The organism is Ensifer sp. Root142 (assembly GCF_001426785.1).
Classification (GTDB): Bacteria; Pseudomonadota; Alphaproteobacteria; order Rhizobiales; family Rhizobiaceae; genus Ensifer; species Ensifer canadensis.
Genome location: NZ_LMFK01000017.1, coordinates 1 through 20,745, shown reverse-complemented (window position 1 = coordinate 20,745; position 20,745 = coordinate 1). Strand labels below are relative to the sequence as shown.

The window sequence follows — 20,745 nt, the reverse complement described above, 5'->3', positions numbered from 1 at the left end:
TCGAGCCCATTGCCGGATCGACTGCCGTCCTGGCGAGAAGCCAGATGGATGCGTGTGGCGCTTCCTCTGTTCTCAGCAAGCTTAACGGCTGGCTGGCGCACGACCATAGAGCAGAAGCATGAGTATGATCATCACGCCGTAGATGATCTGGCGCCCGGCCTCTGGCATCTGCGTGACGGAGAGGATTGACTGCAGGAGTGTGATGAGGATTACGCCGGCGACAGTGCCGAGATAGGATCCCCGGCCGCCCAGGATCGAGGTTCCGCCAAGAACAACAGCCGCTATGGCAGGAAGCAGATAGGCATCGCCCATCGATTGCGAGGCCTTGGAAGCATAGCCTGCCAGCAGGACGCCGCCGAAGGCTGAGAGCCCGCCCGAGGCGGCGAAGGCGGTCATCACGATGCGGCGGGTATTGATCCCTGAAAGATAGGCCGCCCGTTCGCGATTGCCTATGCCGTAGACGGCCCGCCCGAAGCCCGTCCGGCGCAGCAGGAAGACCATCGCCGTGCCGACCAGCCCCCAGATGAAGACGACATTCGGGATGCCGGGGATCAAGGCGCCGGTGGAGAGATAGCGCATGGCCGCGGTGGCGGAATCCTGCGGCGAGAACCCGCCTGTGTAGACCACCATCACCCCTTGAGCGACGGCATTCGTCGCCAGCGTCACGATCATCGAGGGTATGCGCAGATATGCCACCCCGACGCCGTTGACGAGCCCGATGCCGATCCCGCAAAGGATTCCGAAAGGGATGGCAAGAGCAGTGCCGACCGGACCGTAGGCGGCAGCCGCGCAGGCCATCATGGCGCCCGTTGCAACGGTCCACGGTACGGAAAGGTCGATCTGCCCGAGCAGGATGACAAGCATCATGCCGGTGGCGATGATGCCGAGGAAGGATGCCACCTTCAATTGCTGCAGCAGATACTCCGGTGACAGGAAACTGCGCGAATAGAAGCTGCCAAGGACAAGCAGCAGCAGGATGCAGCCGAACGCGGTGACCACCGCCGGATCGAGTTTGCGCAGGAAGTTCGGCTTGCGTCCGTTTACGTGCGTCATCGCCGTCTCGCTCACAGGAACCACTCCAATCTATTGCGCACCCGGAAAAGGGCCAGAGCGCCGAGGCTGATGGCCGCAAGCAGGATCAGTCCCTGGAAAAGCGGTTGCCAGAGCGGGTCGAGATCGAAAACGAACAAAAGGTCGCCGATCGTGCGGAACGCCAGCGCACCAAAGACGGCACCGATGGCGCTGCCCTTGCCGCCGAACAGCGAAACGCCCCCCAGCACCACTGCGGCAATCGAGAACAGCGTGTAGGCGTTACCGCTGGCGAAAGCCGCGTCACCGGTATACGTGAAAAAAGTAAGAAACAGCCCGCCGAGGGCGGCCACCAGGCCCGAAAGCGTATAGGCAAGCAGCTTGCCGCGCCGGATCGGCATGCCAGACATGTAGGCCGCCGTTTCGGATGAACCGACAGCATAGGCGGCCCGGCCATAGACCGACCGGCTGAAGGGCACCCATATCAGCACAACCACCGCCGCGAGTGCCGCGAGGCTCGCCGGGACGACTCCGAATATCCGTCCCGTCAGGGCGTCCGCCAGACCCTCGTTAACGGAACCTCCCGGAAAAGGTCGCAGCAACAGGGCGACACCGAAATAGATCGCCCCCGTCGCAATCGTCGCCACGATCGGCTGCAGCCGCCCATATATGACGATGGCTCCATTGATCGCGCCGCACACAGCCCCGACGGCCAGGACGATAACGACGCCGAAGGTCGTTTCGAGCGGCGAGCCCACAACCAACCATGAGGCCAGGCAGTTGGTGAGAAGGAAGATCATGCCCACGGAGAGGTCAATGCCCGCGGTTATCACCACCATGGTTTGGGCCATCGCGACAAAGGCGAGCAGCACCCCCTTGTTGGCAGCCGTCTGAATAACGTTGGCTGTGAAACCAGCCGGATGGTTCGCCGTGTAGATGATGAACATCACCACGAAGATCGCAACCGCAGTCAGCGTGCCCCGGTGCTCGGCCAGTCGATACTGCCAGTCGTTCATTGCGCGGGCTCCTGATGGAATGGTTCCGCGGACGGGATGTTAAGCGCGCTCGCGATCAGGGCGCGCTCCGTTATCTCAGCTCCCACCAGTTCCCGCTTCACCGCCCCGTCATAAAGCACGAGGACCCGGTCGCAGCAGCCGATGAGCTCGGCATAGTCGGTCGAATAGAACAGGATGCCCGCGCCCGCGTCAGCAAGGCGCCGCAAGAGCAGATAGATCTCCTGCTTGGTTCCAACGTCGATGCCGCGTGTCGGATCGTTGAGGAGGACGATGCGTGGCTGCCGCATCAGCCATTTCGCGATGACGACCTTCTGCTGGTTGCCGCCCGAAAGTGCTCCAACGGGCGCATCAATATTCCCCGCCTTGATGGCGAGCAGCGTCATCATCTGATTGATGGCGCTCTCCTCTTTCGCGCTGTCGATGATCCCGCCGCGCGTCAGCCGGTCGAGCGACGCAAGCGAGAGATTGTCGCGCACCGTCATCGGCAGCATCAGCCCCTCGGTCTTACGGTCCTCCGGGATGAGCGCCATGCCGATACCGTGCCGGCGCGCCTGCGCGGGGCTGCTGATGCTGATCGGGCTGCCGTCGACGAGGACCGTGCCGCGCAGCCCGCGCAGGACCCCGAACAGCGCTAGAAGGAGATCACGCTGCCCCTGCCCGTCCAACCCGCCAAGACCGACGATTTCGCCCGAGCGGAGCGAAAACGAGATGTCGTGGAGCCGGTCCGCCCAGGACAGATTTCGTGTTTCAAGCACTGGCGCAGTTTGTGCAAGCCGGCCCGGTTTAGGAGGGTAGACGCTGTGATACTCACGGCCGATCATCATCTCGATGACTTCGCCGTCACTCTTGGAGCCCGCCGCGTAGCTCGCGACCTTGCTGCCGTTGCGAAACACCGTGCAGTCGTCCGCAAGTTCCGCAATCTCGTTCATTCGATGCGAGATGTAGACAAGCGCCAGCCCTTCCGCACGCAATCGCTTCAGCACTGCAAAAACCTTCGAAACGTCGGCCGCAGTCAGCGCCGATGTCGCCTCGTCGAGGATGAGGATGCGCGGCTTGCGGGCTAGCGCCTTGGCAATCTCGACGATCTGCTTGCGCGACAGCGGCAGATCCTTGACCAGAGCCAGAGGATGGATGTCGACGGCACCGGCGCGCGCCAGCGCCTCCTCTGCCAGGCGCCTCTGGGCCTTGCGGTCGATCATGCCGAACCGCGTCGGCGGATTGGAAATGACGATATTGTCGGCAACGCTGAGTTCTGGGATCAACGACAACTCCTGGAAAACGCAGACGATCCCGGCGGCGTTGGCGGCAGCCGGCGAAGCGAATTTCACCGGCTGTCCATCGAGCGTCATCTGGCCCTCGTCCGCAGCCACGACGCCGGCCATGATCTTGATGAGCGTCGACTTTCCGGCGCCGTTCTCGCCGAGTACGGCGTGGATGGCCCCTGCCCTGACCGACAGCGCGGCATTTTCAAGCGCGCGAACCCCACCATAGCGCTTCGATATCCCCTCCATGCAAAAGAGCGGTCCGCCATTTTCCATTGCGCTCTCCGGGAAACCGTTACGGACGACGGGCACCGCACGGCTAGCTGTGCGGTGCCCGTTCCTGATCGACCTACTTGTTTTCCTTGCTCTGCTTCATGATCTCCTGGGCGGAGAAATTAATCCCGCAGGTAGGGAAGGAATTACCGACGAAGAAATTGTCGGATTCGGACTGGAAGTAATCCTGGCCCTCCTTGAAATTCGGATCTTCGACAATGGCCAACGGCAACTTGACCGACTGCGGCACCACCTGTCCCTCGAGCGCGGCGATCGCCGTCTTGATGGCAACGGCCACCTGTGCAGGTCCGGTTCCAGCCGACGAGCATTTCAGGCCGTCGGCGGCATGTGCTGCGCAGAACTTGCGAAACCCGTTTTCGGTTTCGCCGCCAAACGGCACGAACGGATGTTTGGCGTCGATCATCGCCTGGACGATGCCGGTATCGCCACCCTGACCGGTAATGCCGTCAAAGGGACCGCTGGTGGCGATCGCATCCGCCGTCACCTTCTGGGCCACCGCGTCATCCCACTTTCCCATGACCTCGACGACTTCGAATTTCTTGCCCGATGCCTGGAGTTTCTCATGGATCCCATCGTGACGGTCGGTGTCGACCGAAGTTCCGGCCACACCGCGCACCTCGAGTACCTTGCCGCCATTCGGCAGATGTTTGACGAGCCATTCGCCCCACAGTCCGCCGAGCCCCTTCTGGTCGACGTTCACGTTAATCGCGTCCTCGGTGTCGAGGATGTTATCGAAGGCAACCAGCACCACGCCGGCTTCCTTCGCCCGCTTGATGACGGGCGCGAATGCCGTCGGGTTCTGGGCGTTGACGACGATGGCGTCATAGCCGGAATCGATGAAGTTGTTGATCGCCGAGATTTGGGCGGGCACGTCCTCACCCGTCGATACGACCTTGAACTCCTTCAGCTTGGCCGCGACGTCGGGCTGAGCGGCATAGGCCTTGGCTGTCTGCACCATCTGGATACGCCAGGTGTTGGCAATGTAGCCGTTCGCAAGAGCGATGCGGTATGGGCCGTCCTTTTTCGGAAACTTGAAGAATTTGGTGTCTGCCGACCAGGGCGCGAAACATTCCGGCTCCGCCGCGGGCCCTGAAACCACTTCCGGCTCTGCGTAGGCGGCCGATCCCAACATGAAAAAGGCAGTGGCAGCAACGATGCCGCCAGCGAGTGACTTCACCATCGACATTTCCTCCCATTGGCGCGCCGCTGATTTTGTTCTCCGGTTCGAGAGGGAACTCCTTCCCCCGGAACGGCACGAACTTCTCTGGCACCGGCACGCTGGATGCCTGCTTTCAACCATTGACGAGGCGCTCTGGTCTCCTCCCGAAAACACCGCTGTCTCTTAATTAGGTAGCGCTACCACAAAAAATTGTAAAGTAACATTTGCGGATTACCGAGAACCGAACTTCCCAATTTTCAGTTGAATTTCGGCGACGGTCGACACCGATCGAGGAAGGCTATTCACTTCCGTGATGTTAGCGCTATCATGCAGCGGTCAGAGTGCGATCGTTGCCGCATGAGGGTACCCATGGCCGAGGATTTCGAGATCGTAGACCAGCGCTTTGCCAGCCTGGTCAACCACAGCGCCCGAGTGGAACAGCTCTACACGGGGTGTCGCTGGGCCGAAGGGCCGGCCTATTTCGCCGCCGGGCGCTATCTGGTGTGGTCGGATATCCCGAATGACCGGATGCTGCGTTATGACGAAACCGACGGGCATGTGAGCATCTTTCGCCAACCGTCGAACTTCGCGAACGGCAATACCACCGACCGGCATGGCCGTCTGGTGACCTGTGAGCACGGTGGCCGCCGTGTCAGCCGCACCGAACATGACGGGAGCATCACCACCGTCGCCGATCGCTGGAACGGCAAGCGGCTCAACTCGCCGAACGACGTCGTCGTGCGATCAGACGGGTCGATCTGGTTCACCGATCCCGCCTACGGCATCGAGTCCGATTACGAGGGCCACAAGGCCGAAAGTGAAATCGGCGCCTGCCACGTCTATCGTGTCGACCCGGCGACGGGCGCGGTTGCGGCCGTCATTACCGACATGGTGCGGCCGAATGGCCTCGCCTTTTCGCTTGACGAAAAAGAGCTCTACGTCGTCGACACCGGCCGGACGCATGGGCCCGACCTTCCTGCGCATATGCGCGTCTTCGATGTGAACGAGCCGGGCGCGATATCGGGCGGGCGGGTCTTTGCCGATTGCACCGTAGGCCTCTTTGACGGGTTCCGCCTGGACGACGAAGGGCGGATCTGGACAAGCGCCCGCGACGGCATCCATTGCTACCACCCGGACGGCACCTTGCTCGGCAAGGTGAGAGTGCCGGAAGACACCGCCAATTGCGTGTTCGGCGGGCCTAAGCGAAACATCCTCTACATCTGCGCCACCAGCTCGCTTTATGCCGTTCGGCTGATGGTCAACGGCGCAAGACTCGACTGAGGCAGGAGGCCAGCCATGCCGTTCGTGCGGATCACCATCGTGGGCGAGACCCTCGCCGACGATCCTGCGGCCAAGAAGGCGGCAATCAGCAGCCAGGTCACTGCCGCGATTGCCGAGGCAACCGGATTATCCGAGCGCGAAATCTCCGTCGTCTTCGATGAGGTGGACGCAGGGAACTGGTATGTCGGCCGCATCGATGTCGGGACCCTGCGCTCACGCAGCCAGCAGGAGCCGACGTGAAGGACGACATCACTTCCAAAGACCAGAGCCGGAAGGCAAGCCGACGCGGCAGTGGGAGGCCAACCATAGCCGACGTCGCAAAGCTGGCAGGGGTTGCCGCGATTACCGTGTCGCGCGCGCTACGCGATCCGTCGCTGGTTTCGGCCGAACTGCGCGCGGAGATCGATACGGCGGTGGTCCAGCTCGGCTATGCGCCCGACCCCAATGCGCGCGCGCTCGCCTCCTCCCGAGCCGATGTGATCGGTGTTCTCGTGCCGTCACTGACAAACATCGTCTTCGCCGACACGGTGAGAGGCATCTATGACGAGCTCGGCGACGGTCCGTTGCAGATACAGATGGGCAATACCCACTATTCGCCCCGGGAAGAGGAACGGCTGATGCGGATGTTTTTGAGCCAGCGGCCATCGGCGCTGATCGTGTCCGGCATCGACCAGACCGAAACGACCCGCAAACTGCTCGAGAGCGCGGATTGCCCTATCGTGCAGATCATGGAGTATGGCGACGATCCGGTCGATATGCTGGTCGGGTTCTCCCACTTCGATGGCGGTAAGGCGGCGACCAACCATCTGATCGAGGCTGGATATCGCCGTATAGGCTTCATCGGCGCGCGAATGGATCCTCGCTCGCAGCGTCGCCTCGCCGGTTACCGCTCGGCTCTGGAGACCGCTCAGCTCTTTGATCCCAAGCTGGTAACCACCACGCTGACGCCTTCACGCGTATCGCTCGGTGCGCCGCTCCTGGCCGATGCGCTTGCCAAGGTCGCCGATCTTGATGCGGTCTTCTGCAACAATGATGACCTTGCCATGGGCGTGCTGTTCGAATGCCAGCGGGCGGGTATCGCCGTGCCGCACAGCATGGCAATCTGCGGCTTCAACGATCTCGACATGATGCACGTCGCCTATCCGTCGCTCACCAGCGTACGCACGCCGCGCTATGAAATCGGCCGGCGCTCGGTGCAGATGGTGCTGGATCGACTTGCCGGCCGGCCAATTGAATCGCCGATCGTCGACTTGGGCTTCGAGCTTCAGGTTCGCGAAAGTACGGCGCGATGAAACGGCACATTCTCAAGGATCGGCCGCAGCGCACAATCCAGATGATACATGATGCACTTCGGTTAGGTTCTCCATAGCGGCAACATCGGCTGCGCGGAGACCTCTCGCTGCCACTAGACCGTATGTTCGTGGGGTGAAGGTGGCCGCCCCCGCGGTAAGCTGAATTCGGGGGTTGCTCTGGATAGGCCGGAGCCGAGCCCCACGCTTAGCGAGGGCGAACCATGAAAGAAGATAGCGTAATTTTCATCGGCTTGGATACGTCCAAGCTGAAGATTTCGGTGGCGGTTGCGGATGGATTGCGCAACGGCGAGGTGCGGTTTTTCGGCGACATCCCCTCGGATCCGGCGTCGGTGGCATCGATGGTCAACAAACTTTCAAAGCGCGGAGCCAAGCTTCACTTTTGCTACGAGGCCGGTCCCACGGGTTACGGTCTTTATCGCCAGATTGTCGAACTGGGGCATGACTGCGTGGTGGTGGCACCGTCGCTGGTTCCCAAGCGTGCGGGCGACCGAGTGAAGACAAACCGCCGGGATGCCGTAAGCCTGGCGCGCCTGCATCGCGCGGGCGAGCTGACCGCGTTCTGGGTTCCGGACGAAGCTCATGAGGCGATCCGCGACCTGGTACGGGCTCGCGAGGCTGCCAACGACGCGTTGAAGCAGGCACGTCAGCAACTTCAGTCTTTCTTGTTGCGTCATGGCCGGACCTATACCGGCCGCACGCCTTGGACGCGTGCCCATACAAGATGGCTAACACGCCAGGCCTTCGATCACCCGGCCCACCAAATCCTGTTGGCAGAATATTGCCAGGCCATCGAGGATGCCGGCGTGCGTCTGGACAGGCTGACCCAGCTGGTGGTGGAGACCGCGGCATCCTGGTCGATGGCCCCGGTTGTGGCCGCCTACCAAGCAATGCGCGGCGTCGCGTTCATGACCGCGGTCACCTTTGTGGTCGAGATCGGCGATGTCAGGCGCTTTGATAATCCCCGTCAGTTGATGGCGTATCTTGGTCTTGTGCCGTCGGAAAGCTCGACGGGCGAACGGGTCAAGCGTGGGGGGATTACCAAGGCAGGCAACATGCGCGCGCGAAGGGTCCTCATAGAAGGCGCCTGGACATATCGCTTCCCGGCCCGTGTAAGCTCGACAATCCAAGCACGGCTGGAGGGACTGCCAAGGGCGGTTCGAGAGATTGCCTGGAAAGGCCAGGTGCGACTCTGCGCGCGCTATCGCAAGCTGATGGCGGCCGGCAAGCCGAAGGTCGTCGCTGTCACCGCCATTGCCCGAGAAATGGCAGCGTTCCTGTGGGCGATTGGACAGGAGGTCAATCCCAAGGCAAAGATCTAATGCCCATGGCAGGCTTGAAGAGAGACACATAACTCAAAAATTGAAATCATCTGCTGTTGGACAAGGCTGGAGACAGGGCTCCGGTGGGGGAACCCTCGTCGTCTGCTATGTGGCGGATAAAATCCATGCCCGATCCTAGACAGAGGCAGCCCCAGACGAAAACACGGAAATGCGGTACCCAACCCGCGCATAAGAGTATGCCAGCCGTCGTCTAAATGCCCTGTCTCCTGCCTTGTTCAACAGCTCCACGCATATGCTTTCGTCGTCAAAGCCGGAAAGGAAAGAGTTATGACTAAAAGCTTGCAAACGAACATAAGAGCAGACTGTTGAAGAAGTCCCTGGTTTGGCCTTTAGAACGGCCTCGTCGCCATTGTCGTAAGCGAACACGATCTCGATTGCGCCATCGTCTGGAAATTCGGAGTGGCCGTCACCAGTGACTTCGTCCATTTCTTCAAATCCAGACCATGTGAAGGAAACCGCAGATTGGCCGTAGCCGAGATCGAGCGTCGCATGTTCGCCACTACGCGAGGTTCGCGTAACGGCTGTCCAACAGCTTCTATCATTGGAGCGGTCTTTCATTCTCATCCACATTGAGATAGAAGCAGACCAATAGCAGGCTCTTCCTGCGTGCGGGCGTACAGTCGCTCCCTCTAAATTCCCCCATTCGACTTTGCTCCGGTGCTATGTTTGCGACCGCAAACACTCGCGCGCCGGTTACCTCTCAACACGACATTGAAGGAGGATAATCGTGCCCTCACGAATTCTCTTGCATATTCTTGCTCTCGCCGTCTTTTTCGTCGGAGCGACCGAGTTCATGCTGTCTGCCATGCTTGCGCCACTCGCGCAGGCTTTCGACATAACGCCCGCACACGCATCCTGGCTCGTGTCCAGTTACGCGTTGTCCTATGCTATCGCGGCTCCAATCTTCGGATTTCTGTCTGATCGCATGGACCGTCGCCGTCTCCTTTTAGTCTCCCTTGTCCTTTTCGCCGTTGACGGCCTAGCGTTGACGATTGCTCCAAGTTTTGGCGCAGCCATCGCGCTGCGGGTGTTTGGGGGAGTGGCATCGGCGGCGCTCATTCCGACAGCCTTCGCGTTGGTGTCTGATATCGTCCCGGCTCGCCGGCAATCTGCCGCCATGGGAGTCGTCATGATCGGCATGACCTTCGGAATAGTAGCTGGTCCGGTGTTTGCCGGCATCCTGACGGACGCCTTCGACTGGCGCGCACCCTTTCATGTTACCGCGACTGGATGCCTAGTGGCCTTCATCATCGCGCAGCGTGTGATCCCCTCTCAACCGTCCCGCCGTCCAGCAAAAAAGCCGAAGCGGCTCGCCTGGATTGTTCGAGGAAGTATCACTCGTCCGCTGTTTGCAAAAGGTCTATGGAACGGAACGGCAGTGGCTGGTTTCCTTCTTGCCGGCGAAGTGCTTCGATTACGTCACGGCCTAAGTGTTGGCGCAGTCGGAGTTTCGGTGTCGGCGTTCGGCCTCGGGCTTGCAATTGGTAATCTCGGCATCGGCCCCGTCAGCCGCCTTTGCCGAAAAGACGACGTGACGCTCGTTGTAGCCCTCGCACTTCTTATTTTGGCGGTCAGCACATTCATGCTCGCGCCCCTTCCCTTAACAGGAGGGCTTGTCTGTCTTGTCATCTGGGGATTTGCGCTTGGCCTCGCCGCGCCAGCGAGCACGTCCATGCTCGCCACCCGCAGCGACGCTGACAAAGGTCAGGTTCTGGCAGTTTCTGAAAGCCTCAACAATCTGGCTATCCTGGTTGTTTTGCCCATCGCGGCAACGCAGCTGGAAGTGGCTGGCACCGCTAGCGCCATGATCGTTCTCGGTATCAGTTTGGCAGCTTCACTTGCCCTGACCATGGTCGACCGGCGGTTTTTGCGGCTGCAAGGATCCTAAAGCTTGTTACGTTGCAAGAGTTCGGCGTTAAAGTCGCACGAACTCCTCTGAGCGCTTTTCATCACATTTTCTTCGGCTTCTTTCTTCATCATGGGAATCGTGCCCGCGTGGGTAGCTTTCCACGTCGGCGGCTCCCGCTTGATGGGGGTGGTGTGTTGCTTCATTCAGCGTGGCGAGCTTGTTGCTTACGCCGCTCGATAGACCGCGATAGAAATGCCTCGATCTTCGGCGCGAGTGGGACCGCTCGAAACCGGAACTAAAAGATCGCCCTGCTGTGTTCCACGAAGGGCATGTATGCTGCTGACGTCACCGCCTTGCGCACCAAGACCCGGAGCCAGAATGATCGAGCGCGGGAGAAGCATTCTTTCACTGTTGATTGTCAAACTCGCGTCACCTCCGCCAATTGGCGAATATGCAGCTGGTGTGTCCGTCGATTGGCTCGATGAAAGGCAGCGCGATATCGTCAGGCTTGAGACATGTGTGGAAAAGGCAAAAGCGATCCTGGATCAGACGGGAATATCCTTCGACGTCGCCACGATGTACGCAGAAATTGCCTGGGCAGACGACGAAATCGGAGAGAGGGGGCGCTATTGCGATCTCACGCTTGTCGGCGATGGGCTGATGGCCGATCCGGAACTACGCTCCCGCACGCTCGATGGAGCGTTGTTTCGTTCCGCACGTCCGATACTGATCGTGCCCAGAGGCAAAACCGCGACACTTACTCCGAAAAAAGTCGTGCTGGCTTGGGATTCGGGTTTCGAGGCGGCTCGGGCGGCCCGCGAGGCAATGGGCATTCTGGCAGGCGCAGATGACGTGCAGGTCACGATGGTGGATCCCCGCGCCAGCTACGGTCGCAATGGCGAAGAACCCGGCGCCGACATCGCGGCATACCTTGTTCGCCATGGCGTCTCGGTCGCCGTCGAGCGGTGCCAAGCGAGGGACGCAGCATTGACGAAGTGCTGAACCGATACGCGCGGGACGCCTCGGCAGAGCTGATGGTGATGGTGATGGGCGCCTATGGCCATTCGCGAATGCGCGAGCGGGTTTTTTGGCGGGTTAACCCGCTCGATGCTCGAGACCCCGTCAGTGCCGGTTCTCATGGTACATTGAACAACTGCTTCGAAGCCTGCTGCTTGGTGGGACGCTTGGCCTGCTGTTCGGCATCGAGCGGTCAACCGGGGGCTGCCGCGCCGGTACTCTATTGCGGCACAATCGCCTGAGCCTCGGAATGGACAGCGGGAGGTGCGGATTGCATGAGAGCGGGTTTCTTCCACCTTGCATTTCTGGCGGTCGCTCTAGCCGGCATGCTTGCCGGCTTACTGGTAAAATACTTCGGCTGGCCGCTGGCACCCGACCTCATTTGGAGCGGCGCGACAGTTCCGGTGGTCGCAGCGCTCGCAATCACGATTGTGCGCGATTTCCTGGTCGGACGGATGGGTGTGGACGCCATAGCGCTCGTGGCGATGATAGCTTCGATCGCCATGGGGCAGCCACTCGCGGGTGTGGTGGTCGCCATGATGTATACTGGCGGCAACCTGCTGGAAGATTACGCACGCGGCAAAGCCGAACGCGACCTGAGGTCGCTTCGTGATCGAACGCCCCGCATTGCCCACAAGGTCGCTGAGGGCGAAGTAACGGACATTGCGGCTGGAGAGATCGTCGTAGGTGATGACTTGCTGGTAAGAGCCGGCGAGCTGTTGCCCGTAGACGGGCACCTTCTTAATGAACAGGCCAAGCTTGACGAGTCCGCCGTGACCGGCGAGCCTTTGCCGGAAATTCGGCGGAAGGGTGAACACCTTAGAAGCGGCACCGTCAATGCCGGCGAGGCGTTCCACTATCGAGCGTCTGCCCCAGCCAGTAAGAGCACCTATGCCGGCATTGTCCGTATGGTCGAAGAGGCACAGACCGCCAAGGCACCGTTCATCCGAATAGCCGATCGTTTCGCCCTGCTGCTTTTGCCAGCGACGCTTCTCGTTGCAGGTCTTGCGTGGTGGCTATCGGGTGATCGCATCAGGGCACTCGCCGTGCTCGTTGTCGCCACTCCCTGCCCGCTCATTCTCGCCGCACCCGTTGCCTTCATCGGCGGCGTCTCGCGCGCCGCACGCGCGGGCGTCCTGATGAAGGGAAGCTCCGCGCTCGAGGCGCTTGCCCTTGTCCGCACTGTCATTTTCGACAAGACGGGGACATTGACTGAAGGCGGGGCACGCATAACTTTCTTCGAAACGGCGCCAAATAGCGACGCCGAAGAAATCTTGCGCCTTCTCGCATCCCTCGAGCAGGCCTCACACCATGTTCTGGCCGAGACCATCGTTGCCTTGGCGCGAGCGAAGGGAATGCCACTGTCATCGCCGACAAATGTCCGGGAGTTTCGCGGCTCCGGATTGGAGGGCATTGTCGAGGGTAGGCATGTGCGCGCCGGGTCGCGTGCCCTTGTCCTTGCAGATGGAGAGGCACCGGCATGGGCCTGTTCGGTTGCATCAGCTAGGGAAGGCAGTTCGGGACTCGCAATCTATGTGTCCGTGGACGGTCGGATCGCTGCATTCCTCGTTTTGGCGGACGCAATCCGCCTTGAGGCGCCGGCCGCATTGGCTCAGCTTCATGCAGCCGGCATTTCGCGTATCATCATGGTCACCGGCGATGACGCCGAGACCGCCAGCATCGTCGGATCTTCCCTTGGGATCGACGAGGTCTATGGCGATCGTAGTCCGGCCGAAAAGCTTGCAGCCGTTGCGGCCGAACAACGTCGCCAGCCGACGATGATGGTGGGTGACGGGATCAATGATGCGCCGGCACTGGCTGCGGCTGATATTGGCATCGCCCTGGGTGCCCGCGGGGCGACCGCCTCGTCAGAAGCTGCGGATGTCGTGATCCTGGTCGATCGGATTGATCGCGTACCTCATGCTGTCATGATCGCACGGCGTACAAGGCGAATCGCCTTGCAAAGCATCGTTGTCGGTCTGGCTTTGTCGGGGATCGCGATGGTCTTTGCGGCCTTTGGATACATAACTCCGGTCGCCGGCGCCCTTTTGCAGGAAGGGATAGACATCGCAGCGATCGTTAACGCTTTGCGAGCCTTGAGTGGGCCGTCAAACATTTCCTCCACCGAAGGATCGGCCTCGCCTGCCCCGGCAAATTCGTAAGTGCATATCTTCCAGAAGGTAGCGAGGGCCGCCAATGGAGCTTCGGTCTTTCCTCAAACCTAATCACCACACGCCGACCACCACCGGCCCTTATCGTGCAGCCGATCGAAATAGACAAGCGCCATCGGGTGTATCTGGATGGAGTTGGTGATCACAAATTCCATGCATGCAAGGCCGACACCGTCTGCGAACAACCTCCACCAGTGCGACGCGGCGAACCGTGCGTTGTTTGCTGATGCTGATTTCCACGAAAAGTTCACTATCAATCGATTGGAAGCACATCCCTCAAGCAAGCGGCATCGCTCGTTGACAAACGACGAGATTGAGATCGGTTTGGGCCGCGCATTTTGACGCGCATCAATGCGCGTTTCTCTGGATGTGGCGTCATAGATTGATAGCCGAGTGACCACCCGCTTGAAGCGCTGGTGCAGCGGGTGTCACGTCGTGGCACCCGAGCAACGTCAAGGTTCGGACACTGTTCCAACATTCGCACAGATCGCCGAAGCTGAGCGCTTCGATGAGGCCACCCTTGCAACGTTCCTGGCGGCACCGCACCATTCCCGAATGCCCAACCTTTCGCTCACTCGCTCCTATATCGCGGCGCGACGACATTGACTCAGCCATTGCTCATCTCGGCGACTGTCGATCTATCGGTTAGTCCGTCCTGGGTAGCGCGCGGTCGCCTTGTCGGCATGTTGACTTACAGCACGGTCATCACGCAATATCTGGCCCACCTCGGTTTCGCAGGTTCATTGACCGGTGTCCTGCTGGCGCGCGCCTCGCGCGCCATGTAGTGCAATACCGGACCTCGGGTCTGAACCCTCGTCATTGCGGACGTAGCAAGCTCCTCGCAGATAACGATGCTGAAGCCGACTGGGCCGACGCCGACCTCGACATTCTCGTCGTCGGGCAGCCTGATCCAGCTCACCAGCCACCGTTGCGTCGCGCGGATCATTTCGAAGTCACGGTAGGCGAGCCGCGCTCTGGCCCTCCGGTGGCGGCGCGGAGGGCGAATTGGCCGCATGTGATGGCTTGAAATCGCCTTCTGTGGGCCTACCTACCATCGCGTTGCCTACCTTGAAGGAGCGCAGCCATGGAACTCACCGTGGTGCCCATCGTCAAGCCGGACGCCGCCAACTTCATTTTTGGCCAGTCGCATTTCATCAAGACCGTGGAAGATCTCCACGAGGCATTGGTGGGCGCGGTTCCAGGCATCCGCTTCGGGCTGGCCTTCTGTGAGGCCTCCGGTAAGCGGCTGGTGCGTTGGTCGGGTAATGACGAAGCCGAGCTTGCCCTGGCACGTGACAACGCATTGGCCATTGGCGCCGGCCACACTTTCCTGATCTTCCTCGGCGACGGATTCTTTCCCATCAACGTGCTGGCTGCGGTGCGTGCGGTGCCAGAGGTCTGTCGCATCTATTGTGCGACTGCCAACCCGACACAGGTGATCGTCGCGCAAACTGAACTGGGCCGCGGCGTGCTCGGCGTGGTGGATGGCGCCTCACCGCTGGGCTTCGAAACCGATGCGGACATCGCGTGGCGGAAAGACCTGCTCCGAAAGATCGGCTACAAGCTGTAGTGGCTGGACAAAGCCGGCGCCTGCGGTGCCAAGGGAATTCGAGACTGCCGGATGCGGAGGGCGACAAACCGCCGGGAATGAAGTTCAATTTACGACCCTGCATCAGAATGCCAACTCGATATTGGAAACCGTATTATCGATTGCAAAAACAAGGGGCTGGTTGTCACCACGGCCCTCGTTTTTTGAGCGCAACGACAAACGGTGAGCAATTGTTTTCACTACGATGCAGGCATTGCGCCAGCTACACAGGCGCGGCGGAGCCGCGTGTGGGGACGTTTGCGAACGGACGGAACCGGCTCTCCAGACCTTTTTATGGTCCGCATGCCGGCGAAAAAGCCGGTTTCCAGGCCTCATTGATCGCGCATGAAGGCCTGCATCTCCTCGGGCGTCACCTTGCCGTCCTTGTTCGCATCGACCGTCTCGAAGATCCTCTTGTGGATCGTTGTGACTTCGTCGAACGACAGGGCGCCGTCGCCATCAACATCGGCAACGGCAAACATGATCTTCATCATGTGGCCTTGCATCATGTTTTGGCGCATGCCACCCATCATGCCGCGCTGCCTCCCCCCCATCATCTCGCCAGGCATCATCTCAGAGTAACCCGGCCGCGCATCTTGTTTCTCGGCGGGGGCTGTTTGAGCCAAGGATGGCGTGGGGCTGTTTGCTAGGAGCGTGGCGCCAATCGCCACATATGCAAGTTTTGCTGTATTCATGTTCGTTCTCCTTTCGAGAAGCAGGAGAGCCGAGGCAAGGCACGGGTTTGCGTCCGCGCTTTGGCGCTCAAGTGCAGTCGTATGAACATGCGACAAACTACCAATAGTGCGGACCGGTTTCCTTGCGCCACGTCAATTGGAGCACGACATTTATCCGATGGGCATGATCGCAGGTTCAAGGATCGAAATTCGCAGACCGCCCCTCCACTCCGACGCAAAGCCGATGCCAAGACCGGCCGACACCAGTGACACCAGCGAGAAGGTGTCGTCACAGGTGTTAAATGACGTCCTATGAAAGATCGCGCTCCTCGAAGTTCTCGGCGCAATAGCCCTCGGCTGTTTAATCGCATTCCGTTCGTCAATGGCGCGCATCAAAGGGCCCGATCGAACACGACGGCCCATAAATGGGCGCTCAGCGAGGCTTGAAACGTCGATGGTGAGGTTGAGAGCTATAATGAGAACGGACATCGATAACTTTGTGGACAGCGTAAGCGGTTCCAACCTCACACGCGACACGGAGCACAGTGCTGACACCGCCGCCTGCGCCCTCCCCCGCAGCGTACCAAGCTGAGGCTCGCCTGAGATTTTTTGGTGCAGAAGAATAGAAATTATGCCCGGCTGTCGGTCGCAAGTATCGTAAAACTAGTTTGCGGAAATCGATCCGGAACGCGACCCGAGAGCCTACATTGATCGGCATCAAGAATGCCGATGCCAAGTCTGCGTGGCCGCAGCCGCGCTGTCCGTATTATCCGGCGCCTTGGCGCTCGCCGCGACGTCAGCGCAGGTTTCGAAATACGCTTGCAGTCCTTTGACCAGTATCAATACATTCCGCCTCAGTTGTGGGAGACTTGCTGAACCGGAGGGACGATGATGATCAAACACGTTCTTGTTGCAACAGACGGCTCCGATACGGCTTGGAAGGCCGTGGAGGTGGCAGCCAACATCGCAAGGGGTCCGGGCGCGCGCGTTACTATCCTTCACGTCATATTGAACGCCGTGAGGGCCGAGGAAGCAAGCCAACTTGCACGAGCCGAGCATATGGTGCGGCGTGTCTCGGCGATCACGATGCCTGGGCAAGAGCGCGCCCTCTCCTCGAGGCACGATTTATTCAAAAGTTCGCAAGGCGGCATTGGCGAGACGAGGTCGGTGCTCGGAGAACGCATTGTCGAGAATGCGGCGGAACGTGCACGAACTCTTGGCGTCAACGACGTGCACACGCGGGTCGAACCTGGCGACTATGCTGAGACCATTCTCGCCGTAGCGGACGAGATTGGTGCAGACATGATCGTCGTCGGCAGCCGTGGGCTGGGAAGGTTAGCCGGGATGCTGCTTGGAAGCGTCTCGCAGAAGGTCGCACAACAGGCGCTTTGCTCGGTCACGATAGTGCGGTGAACTCACCCGCCAGCGTGAGATCAGCCGTGGACAACACAAATCGCCCTACGGATGTATAGACCTTTGAAGTGTGCTGTCGAAGTCGTGTTTGGACCGGTCGATGACGACGTATTTGCGGGACCTGACCCTCGAGGTTGTTTCATATTACGCTGATTCATGCCGACGAACCCCGGCGGCGGGTCAATGGCCGATCGCCCCGCAGAATCCCCGCTCTGGGGATGGGTCTAGCCTTCTTCCCGGTGCAATGGTTTGCGCAATCGTCGCTCGCCGCGGAGATGCCGGAGGTAGAGTTCGGCGCGCGAAAGATATTCTTCATGCATTTTCTGATGCGTGGCCCGATTAACGTCCTGGTGCCTTTCGGCATCATCGCAAATGACTGTGACCCGCGCTTTCGACGTCGGATCGCCAGGTGAGCGATCCTTTTCTCGGCCGCCGCACTGGCGATAGCCGGTTTGCTTGGGCGGAGCACGCTGGTGAAATCGAGATCCCATTACCCGTCCTAGCGATGACTACGCGTACGCAACGCGCTCGAAGTCCGTACCCAGCAATTCGACAGAATGACAGGAAACCGACAGGACCAGGCCCTTAGGTTCCGGTGCCTTTCAGCATCCCTCTAGACCTCAAAGCTGCCCATTCAAAAAGGAGAACTCCGCATGCGATACCTCCAGAACACATTTGCCGTCTTTGCCATTGTCTGTCTTGCAACGCCTGCATTCGCCGCAACCATCGTCAAAGTCACAGAGGGTGGCGAAGCTGGTGGTCCAATGACCCTGACTCTCGACCAGTCCACGATCAAGGCCGGCGAGGCGACATTTCTCGTCCACAACGACGCCATTGCGGAAGAACATGAGGTGGTACTTGTGAAGCTGAAGTCGGCCGATCAGCAAATTGTTGTTGATGCCGCCAAAGGGCGGGTCGACGAGAAGAAGCTCAAAAGCATGGGCGAAGTTTCCGAGCTGAAGCCAGGTGCCGATGGTCAGTTAAAAGCGAAACTTGCGCCGGGCTCCTACGTACTCCTCTGCAACATCAAGAGCCATTATGAAGCCGGCATGCACGCCATGTTGACGGTGACTAAATAGGTCCCATGCGCCTCGAGCCGATATCGGGAACGAGACGGCGACGGGCATGGGCCGAGAAAACCGCGCGGGCGCGAACATATCGCCCGTCAGTTCGGTTATCCGTGAAGGCGGGACGCTTCCGATGCCGTGGTCAGAATGCGCAAGGACGCGGACCGGACCAGCGTCTCGACATTCCGATCGGAACATTGAAGAGTATCGAGAAACAAGCAGGACTTAAGCTGAGGTAATGAACATGCGCAATTATATCGGATTGATCCATAAGGATGCCGACAGCGATTACGGCGTGTCCTTTCCCGACTTTCCGGGCCTGATCACCGCCGGAACCGACCTCGACGATGCGCGAGCTATGGCCGAAGAAGCCTTGTCTCTACACATTGAAGGGCTAGCCGAAGACGGCGAAGCAATTCCCGAGCCTTCTACACTGGAGGCGGTTGTGGCAGACGCGGAGACCAGGACGGTGTTGCAATTCTAGTTGGCGTCAGGGCGGAAGCCAAAAGAACCGTTCGCGTAAACATCACCCTGCCAGAAGACGTCCTAAAGGCGATCGATGCATTCGCAGTCACGGTAGGCTCTTTATTGATCGGGAGTATTGTTTCGGACTGACACCATACGAGCGGTGTCCCGCGACCGATTGCACTCCCCAATAAGTCTCGAAATTGCCCGTTTATGCTCGCAGTGTGGGGTGCTCATGAGCGTGTGAATGGCTTGCTGCCACCTCTACATGCCCCTTTCGATGGGGTGGCTGGGGATTTCAGTCGGAATCCGGCTGCACTAGCGACTGGGGCAATGTCGAAATGGGCGTATGAGAAAACGATGTCGTCAACGTGGGAGGAAGTAATGAATGAGAATTGTAGAATTTTGTTCGCGGCGATCATCTCCACCATAGCAACCGCCGCCCCCCTTTCTTCTCTTGCACAAGAATGCGACGGAGATTACTACCCGGGGATTGGCGCAAACCAACATTACACCGGCGACAAACGCCAACCCACCAATACCTATATCTTTAAGCACAGGGCTAACCAGCAACAGCCTCAAAGAGCTACAGATGCCGCTCACAACCGGGCACCAACTTAATCAAGGGGGCCATTGAGGAGCCCTGCCGCAAGGCCTAGGAGGGGATGTTCGCTTCGGTCGAGGCGGCGCAATCATGGCTTGAGCGGCAACGACCGATCAGATCGCCTCGCGCGTTCGCCCGTGTGCTCGGCTTAAGGATGTGGTCCGATCCCTTGACCTCAGGCTTCACGCCGAGGTCGCCCGCCTGCTCCACGCACATACCGGTCTTTTGCCGCGAAAGCTCTCGGTGATGACAATGACATTGTCGCCGCTGAAGCCGCTCCCGCTGCCGCTTCGCCTCGATGGCGCCGCGGCAGTTCGACCGCTGCAACTCTGCTCCCGATGTCTTGCCGATGACGCGCAGCCGTATTTTCGGCGGCGCTGGCGACTTGCGACCCGAGGCCGGTCCCCATGCCTCCTTCGAACTCGGCAAGGGCAGGGGTACGAGCCTGCTCTATGGCGGGTCGTCTATTTCTCCGAGACCGTTGACGACTATGGGGTGACGAATGGCGCCGGCGACATCGTCGACTTGAAAGGTTTTACCGAAGAGCAATTACGGGTGAGCCTGAGGGCGGAGATCGCCCGCCAGTTCACCCTTGAACACCATGACCTACAACGGGTATCACGCTCGCATCGAGTTCGACGCTGACGACGAAGTGTTTTTCGGCAAGATTGCAGGTATTTCCGATGTAATCGGCTTTCACGGTGACAGCGTCGCTGAACTCAAGAAAGCCTTCCATGAGGCAGTCGATGACTTTCTCGACACCTGCAAGAAAATCGGCAAAGAGCCTCAGGGGCCCTATTCTGGGAAGATGATGTTTCGGGTCGCTCCGGAGGTCCATTGCCGAGCAGCTCTTGCTGCCGAGCTTTCGGGAAAGAGTCTCAACCAATGGGCAGAAGAGGTGCTGGAAGAAGCCGCCGACCACTTTGCGGAGGCACGCCTATCGGCGTAGTGCCATTGCGGCATCGTGGATCCGTTCACGCATCACCAATCGTCCGATGGATTGGCATTCCAGTCGATACATTATGCGATCTTGAGTGGCAGCCGACCGCGCCTGATTGTGGACGAACGTAGTCGGGCTCTCACATGTTGGGATAGACCGGTCCCTCGCCGCCCTGCGGCGGCACCCAGTTGATGTTCTGGTTCGGGTCCTTGATGTCGCAGGTCTTGCAGTGCACGTTGATGTCGCAGGTCTTGCAGTGCACG

General features: G+C 59.7%; 21 protein-coding genes and 2 pseudogenes. 15 read left to right on the top strand and 8 right to left on the bottom strand.

Going from position 1 to position 20,745, the window contains the following annotated elements; genetic code table 11:
• Positions 1–81: 81 nt before the first annotated feature.
• From ASD52_RS18825 to ASD52_RS18810, 4 genes are all read right to left on the bottom strand, one after another.
• Positions 82–1,068, bottom strand: a complete 987-nt coding sequence (locus tag ASD52_RS18825; RefSeq protein WP_057213370.1) for an ABC transporter permease — start codon at positions 1,066–1,068, stop codon at positions 82–84.
• A complete protein-coding gene (locus ASD52_RS18820) occupies positions 1,065–2,045 on the bottom strand; it encodes an ABC transporter permease (RefSeq protein WP_025430850.1) in 981 nt (326 codons plus the stop codon). Before ASD52_RS18820 ends, ASD52_RS18825 begins: the two co-directional genes overlap by 4 nt.
• On the bottom strand, positions 2,042–3,583 hold the full coding sequence (locus ASD52_RS18815; RefSeq protein WP_057213363.1) for a sugar ABC transporter ATP-binding protein: 1,542 nt from the start codon (positions 3,581–3,583) through the stop codon (positions 2,042–2,044). Before ASD52_RS18815 ends, ASD52_RS18820 begins: the two co-directional genes overlap by 4 nt.
• Before the next feature lie 73 nt (positions 3,584–3,656).
• Positions 3,657–4,781 (bottom strand): sugar ABC transporter substrate-binding protein, encoded by a 1,125-nt coding sequence (locus tag ASD52_RS18810; protein WP_057210211.1) that lies wholly within the window; start codon positions 4,779–4,781, stop codon positions 3,657–3,659.
• Between the two features lie 348 nt (positions 4,782–5,129).
• On the opposite strand from ASD52_RS18810, the gene ASD52_RS18805 reads away from it, so the two are divergent.
• The 4 genes from ASD52_RS18805 to ASD52_RS18790 all read left to right on the top strand — a co-directional run bounded on the left by ASD52_RS18805 (position 5,130) and on the right by ASD52_RS18790 (position 8,673).
• On the top strand, positions 5,130–6,041 hold the full coding sequence (locus ASD52_RS18805) for an SMP-30/gluconolactonase/LRE family protein (protein ID WP_057225168.1): 912 nt from the start codon (positions 5,130–5,132) through the stop codon (positions 6,039–6,041).
• Between the two features lie 15 nt (positions 6,042–6,056).
• Entirely contained in the window at positions 6,057–6,281 is a 225-nt protein-coding gene (locus ASD52_RS18800; RefSeq protein WP_057210132.1) for a tautomerase family protein, read from the top strand.
• Complete coding sequence (locus tag ASD52_RS18795; RefSeq protein WP_225968559.1) at positions 6,278–7,333, top strand: LacI family DNA-binding transcriptional regulator; 1,056 nt, start codon at positions 6,278–6,280, stop codon at positions 7,331–7,333. The genes ASD52_RS18800 and ASD52_RS18795 overlap by 4 nt, the downstream gene beginning before the upstream one ends.
• A gap of 221 nt (positions 7,334–7,554) precedes the next feature.
• Positions 7,555–8,673, top strand: coding sequence for an IS110 family transposase (locus ASD52_RS18790; RefSeq protein ID WP_057225167.1), 1,119 nt, complete (start codon positions 7,555–7,557; stop codon positions 8,671–8,673).
• A gap of 135 nt (positions 8,674–8,808) precedes the next feature.
• Here the strand turns inward: ASD52_RS18790 and ASD52_RS40115 are convergent, their stop codons facing one another.
• Positions 8,809–9,252 carry a hypothetical protein gene (locus tag ASD52_RS40115; RefSeq protein WP_244497485.1) on the bottom strand — a complete coding sequence of 148 codons (444 nt, stop codon included), beginning with the start codon at positions 9,250–9,252 and terminating at the stop codon, positions 8,809–8,811.
• Positions 9,253–9,421: 169 nt separating this feature from the next.
• Here ASD52_RS40115 and ASD52_RS18780 point away from each other — a divergent pair, with 169 nt between their 5' ends.
• The 6 genes from ASD52_RS18780 to ASD52_RS18755 all read left to right on the top strand — a co-directional run bounded on the left by ASD52_RS18780 (position 9,422) and on the right by ASD52_RS18755 (position 15,301).
• Positions 9,422–10,582 (top strand): MFS transporter, encoded by a 1,161-nt coding sequence (locus ASD52_RS18780; RefSeq protein WP_057225165.1) that lies wholly within the window; start codon positions 9,422–9,424, stop codon positions 10,580–10,582.
• Positions 10,583–10,921: 339 nt separating this feature from the next.
• The gene (locus ASD52_RS18775; RefSeq protein ID WP_057207919.1) at positions 10,922–11,545 is read left to right on the top strand and encodes a hypothetical protein; all 624 of its coding nucleotides are present in this window, start codon (positions 10,922–10,924) and stop codon (positions 11,543–11,545) included.
• Positions 11,546–11,835: 290 nt separating this feature from the next.
• The gene (locus tag ASD52_RS18770; RefSeq protein WP_057225162.1) at positions 11,836–13,722 is read left to right on the top strand and encodes a heavy metal translocating P-type ATPase; all 1,887 of its coding nucleotides are present in this window, start codon (positions 11,836–11,838) and stop codon (positions 13,720–13,722) included.
• 138 nt (positions 13,723–13,860) lie between these two features.
• Positions 13,861–14,073: a hypothetical protein gene (locus tag ASD52_RS38555; protein ID WP_057225160.1), complete on the top strand. Its 213-nt coding sequence runs from the start codon at positions 13,861–13,863 to the stop codon at positions 14,071–14,073.
• A gap of 260 nt (positions 14,074–14,333) precedes the next feature.
• Positions 14,334–14,516 carry a hypothetical protein gene (locus tag ASD52_RS38550; RefSeq protein ID WP_156408098.1) on the top strand — a complete coding sequence of 61 codons (183 nt, stop codon included), beginning with the start codon at positions 14,334–14,336 and terminating at the stop codon, positions 14,514–14,516.
• A 299-nt stretch (positions 14,517–14,815) separates the two neighbouring features.
• A complete protein-coding gene (locus tag ASD52_RS18755) occupies positions 14,816–15,301 on the top strand; it encodes an adenosine-specific kinase (RefSeq protein ID WP_057207912.1) in 486 nt (161 codons plus the stop codon).
• A gap of 350 nt (positions 15,302–15,651) precedes the next feature.
• Here the strand turns inward: ASD52_RS18755 and ASD52_RS18750 are convergent, their stop codons facing one another.
• A complete protein-coding gene (locus ASD52_RS18750) occupies positions 15,652–16,014 on the bottom strand; it encodes an EF-hand domain-containing protein (RefSeq protein WP_057225158.1) in 363 nt (120 codons plus the stop codon).
• A gap of 192 nt (positions 16,015–16,206) precedes the next feature.
• Positions 16,207–16,290: pseudogene (locus ASD52_RS40110) on the bottom strand (transcriptional regulator); the annotation flags it as partial.
• Between the two features lie 594 nt (positions 16,291–16,884).
• Between ASD52_RS40110 and ASD52_RS18740 the strand changes: the two are divergent.
• From ASD52_RS18740 to ASD52_RS18720, 5 genes and pseudogenes are all read left to right on the top strand, one after another.
• Complete coding sequence (locus ASD52_RS18740) at positions 16,885–17,406, top strand: universal stress protein (RefSeq protein WP_057225213.1); 522 nt, start codon at positions 16,885–16,887, stop codon at positions 17,404–17,406.
• A 653-nt stretch (positions 17,407–18,059) separates the two neighbouring features.
• Positions 18,060–18,485: a plastocyanin/azurin family copper-binding protein gene (locus ASD52_RS18730; protein ID WP_057225153.1), complete on the top strand. Its 426-nt coding sequence runs from the start codon at positions 18,060–18,062 to the stop codon at positions 18,483–18,485.
• 232 nt (positions 18,486–18,717) lie between these two features.
• Positions 18,718–19,088: pseudogene (locus tag ASD52_RS18725) on the top strand (type II toxin-antitoxin system HicB family antitoxin).
• A 610-nt stretch (positions 19,089–19,698) separates the two neighbouring features.
• Positions 19,699–20,187 (top strand): TniQ family protein, encoded by a 489-nt coding sequence (locus tag ASD52_RS38545; RefSeq protein ID WP_244497484.1) that lies wholly within the window; start codon positions 19,699–19,701, stop codon positions 20,185–20,187.
• The gene (locus ASD52_RS18720) at positions 20,135–20,491 is read left to right on the top strand and encodes a type II toxin-antitoxin system HicB family antitoxin (RefSeq protein ID WP_082571842.1); all 357 of its coding nucleotides are present in this window, start codon (positions 20,135–20,137) and stop codon (positions 20,489–20,491) included. The genes ASD52_RS38545 and ASD52_RS18720 overlap by 53 nt, the downstream gene beginning before the upstream one ends.
• 130 nt (positions 20,492–20,621) lie before the next feature.
• Here the strand turns inward: ASD52_RS18720 and ASD52_RS37475 are convergent.
• A partial coding sequence (locus ASD52_RS37475) for a 4Fe-4S dicluster domain-containing protein (RefSeq protein ID WP_156612996.1) occupies positions 20,622–20,745 on the bottom strand: 124 nt, incomplete at its 5' end.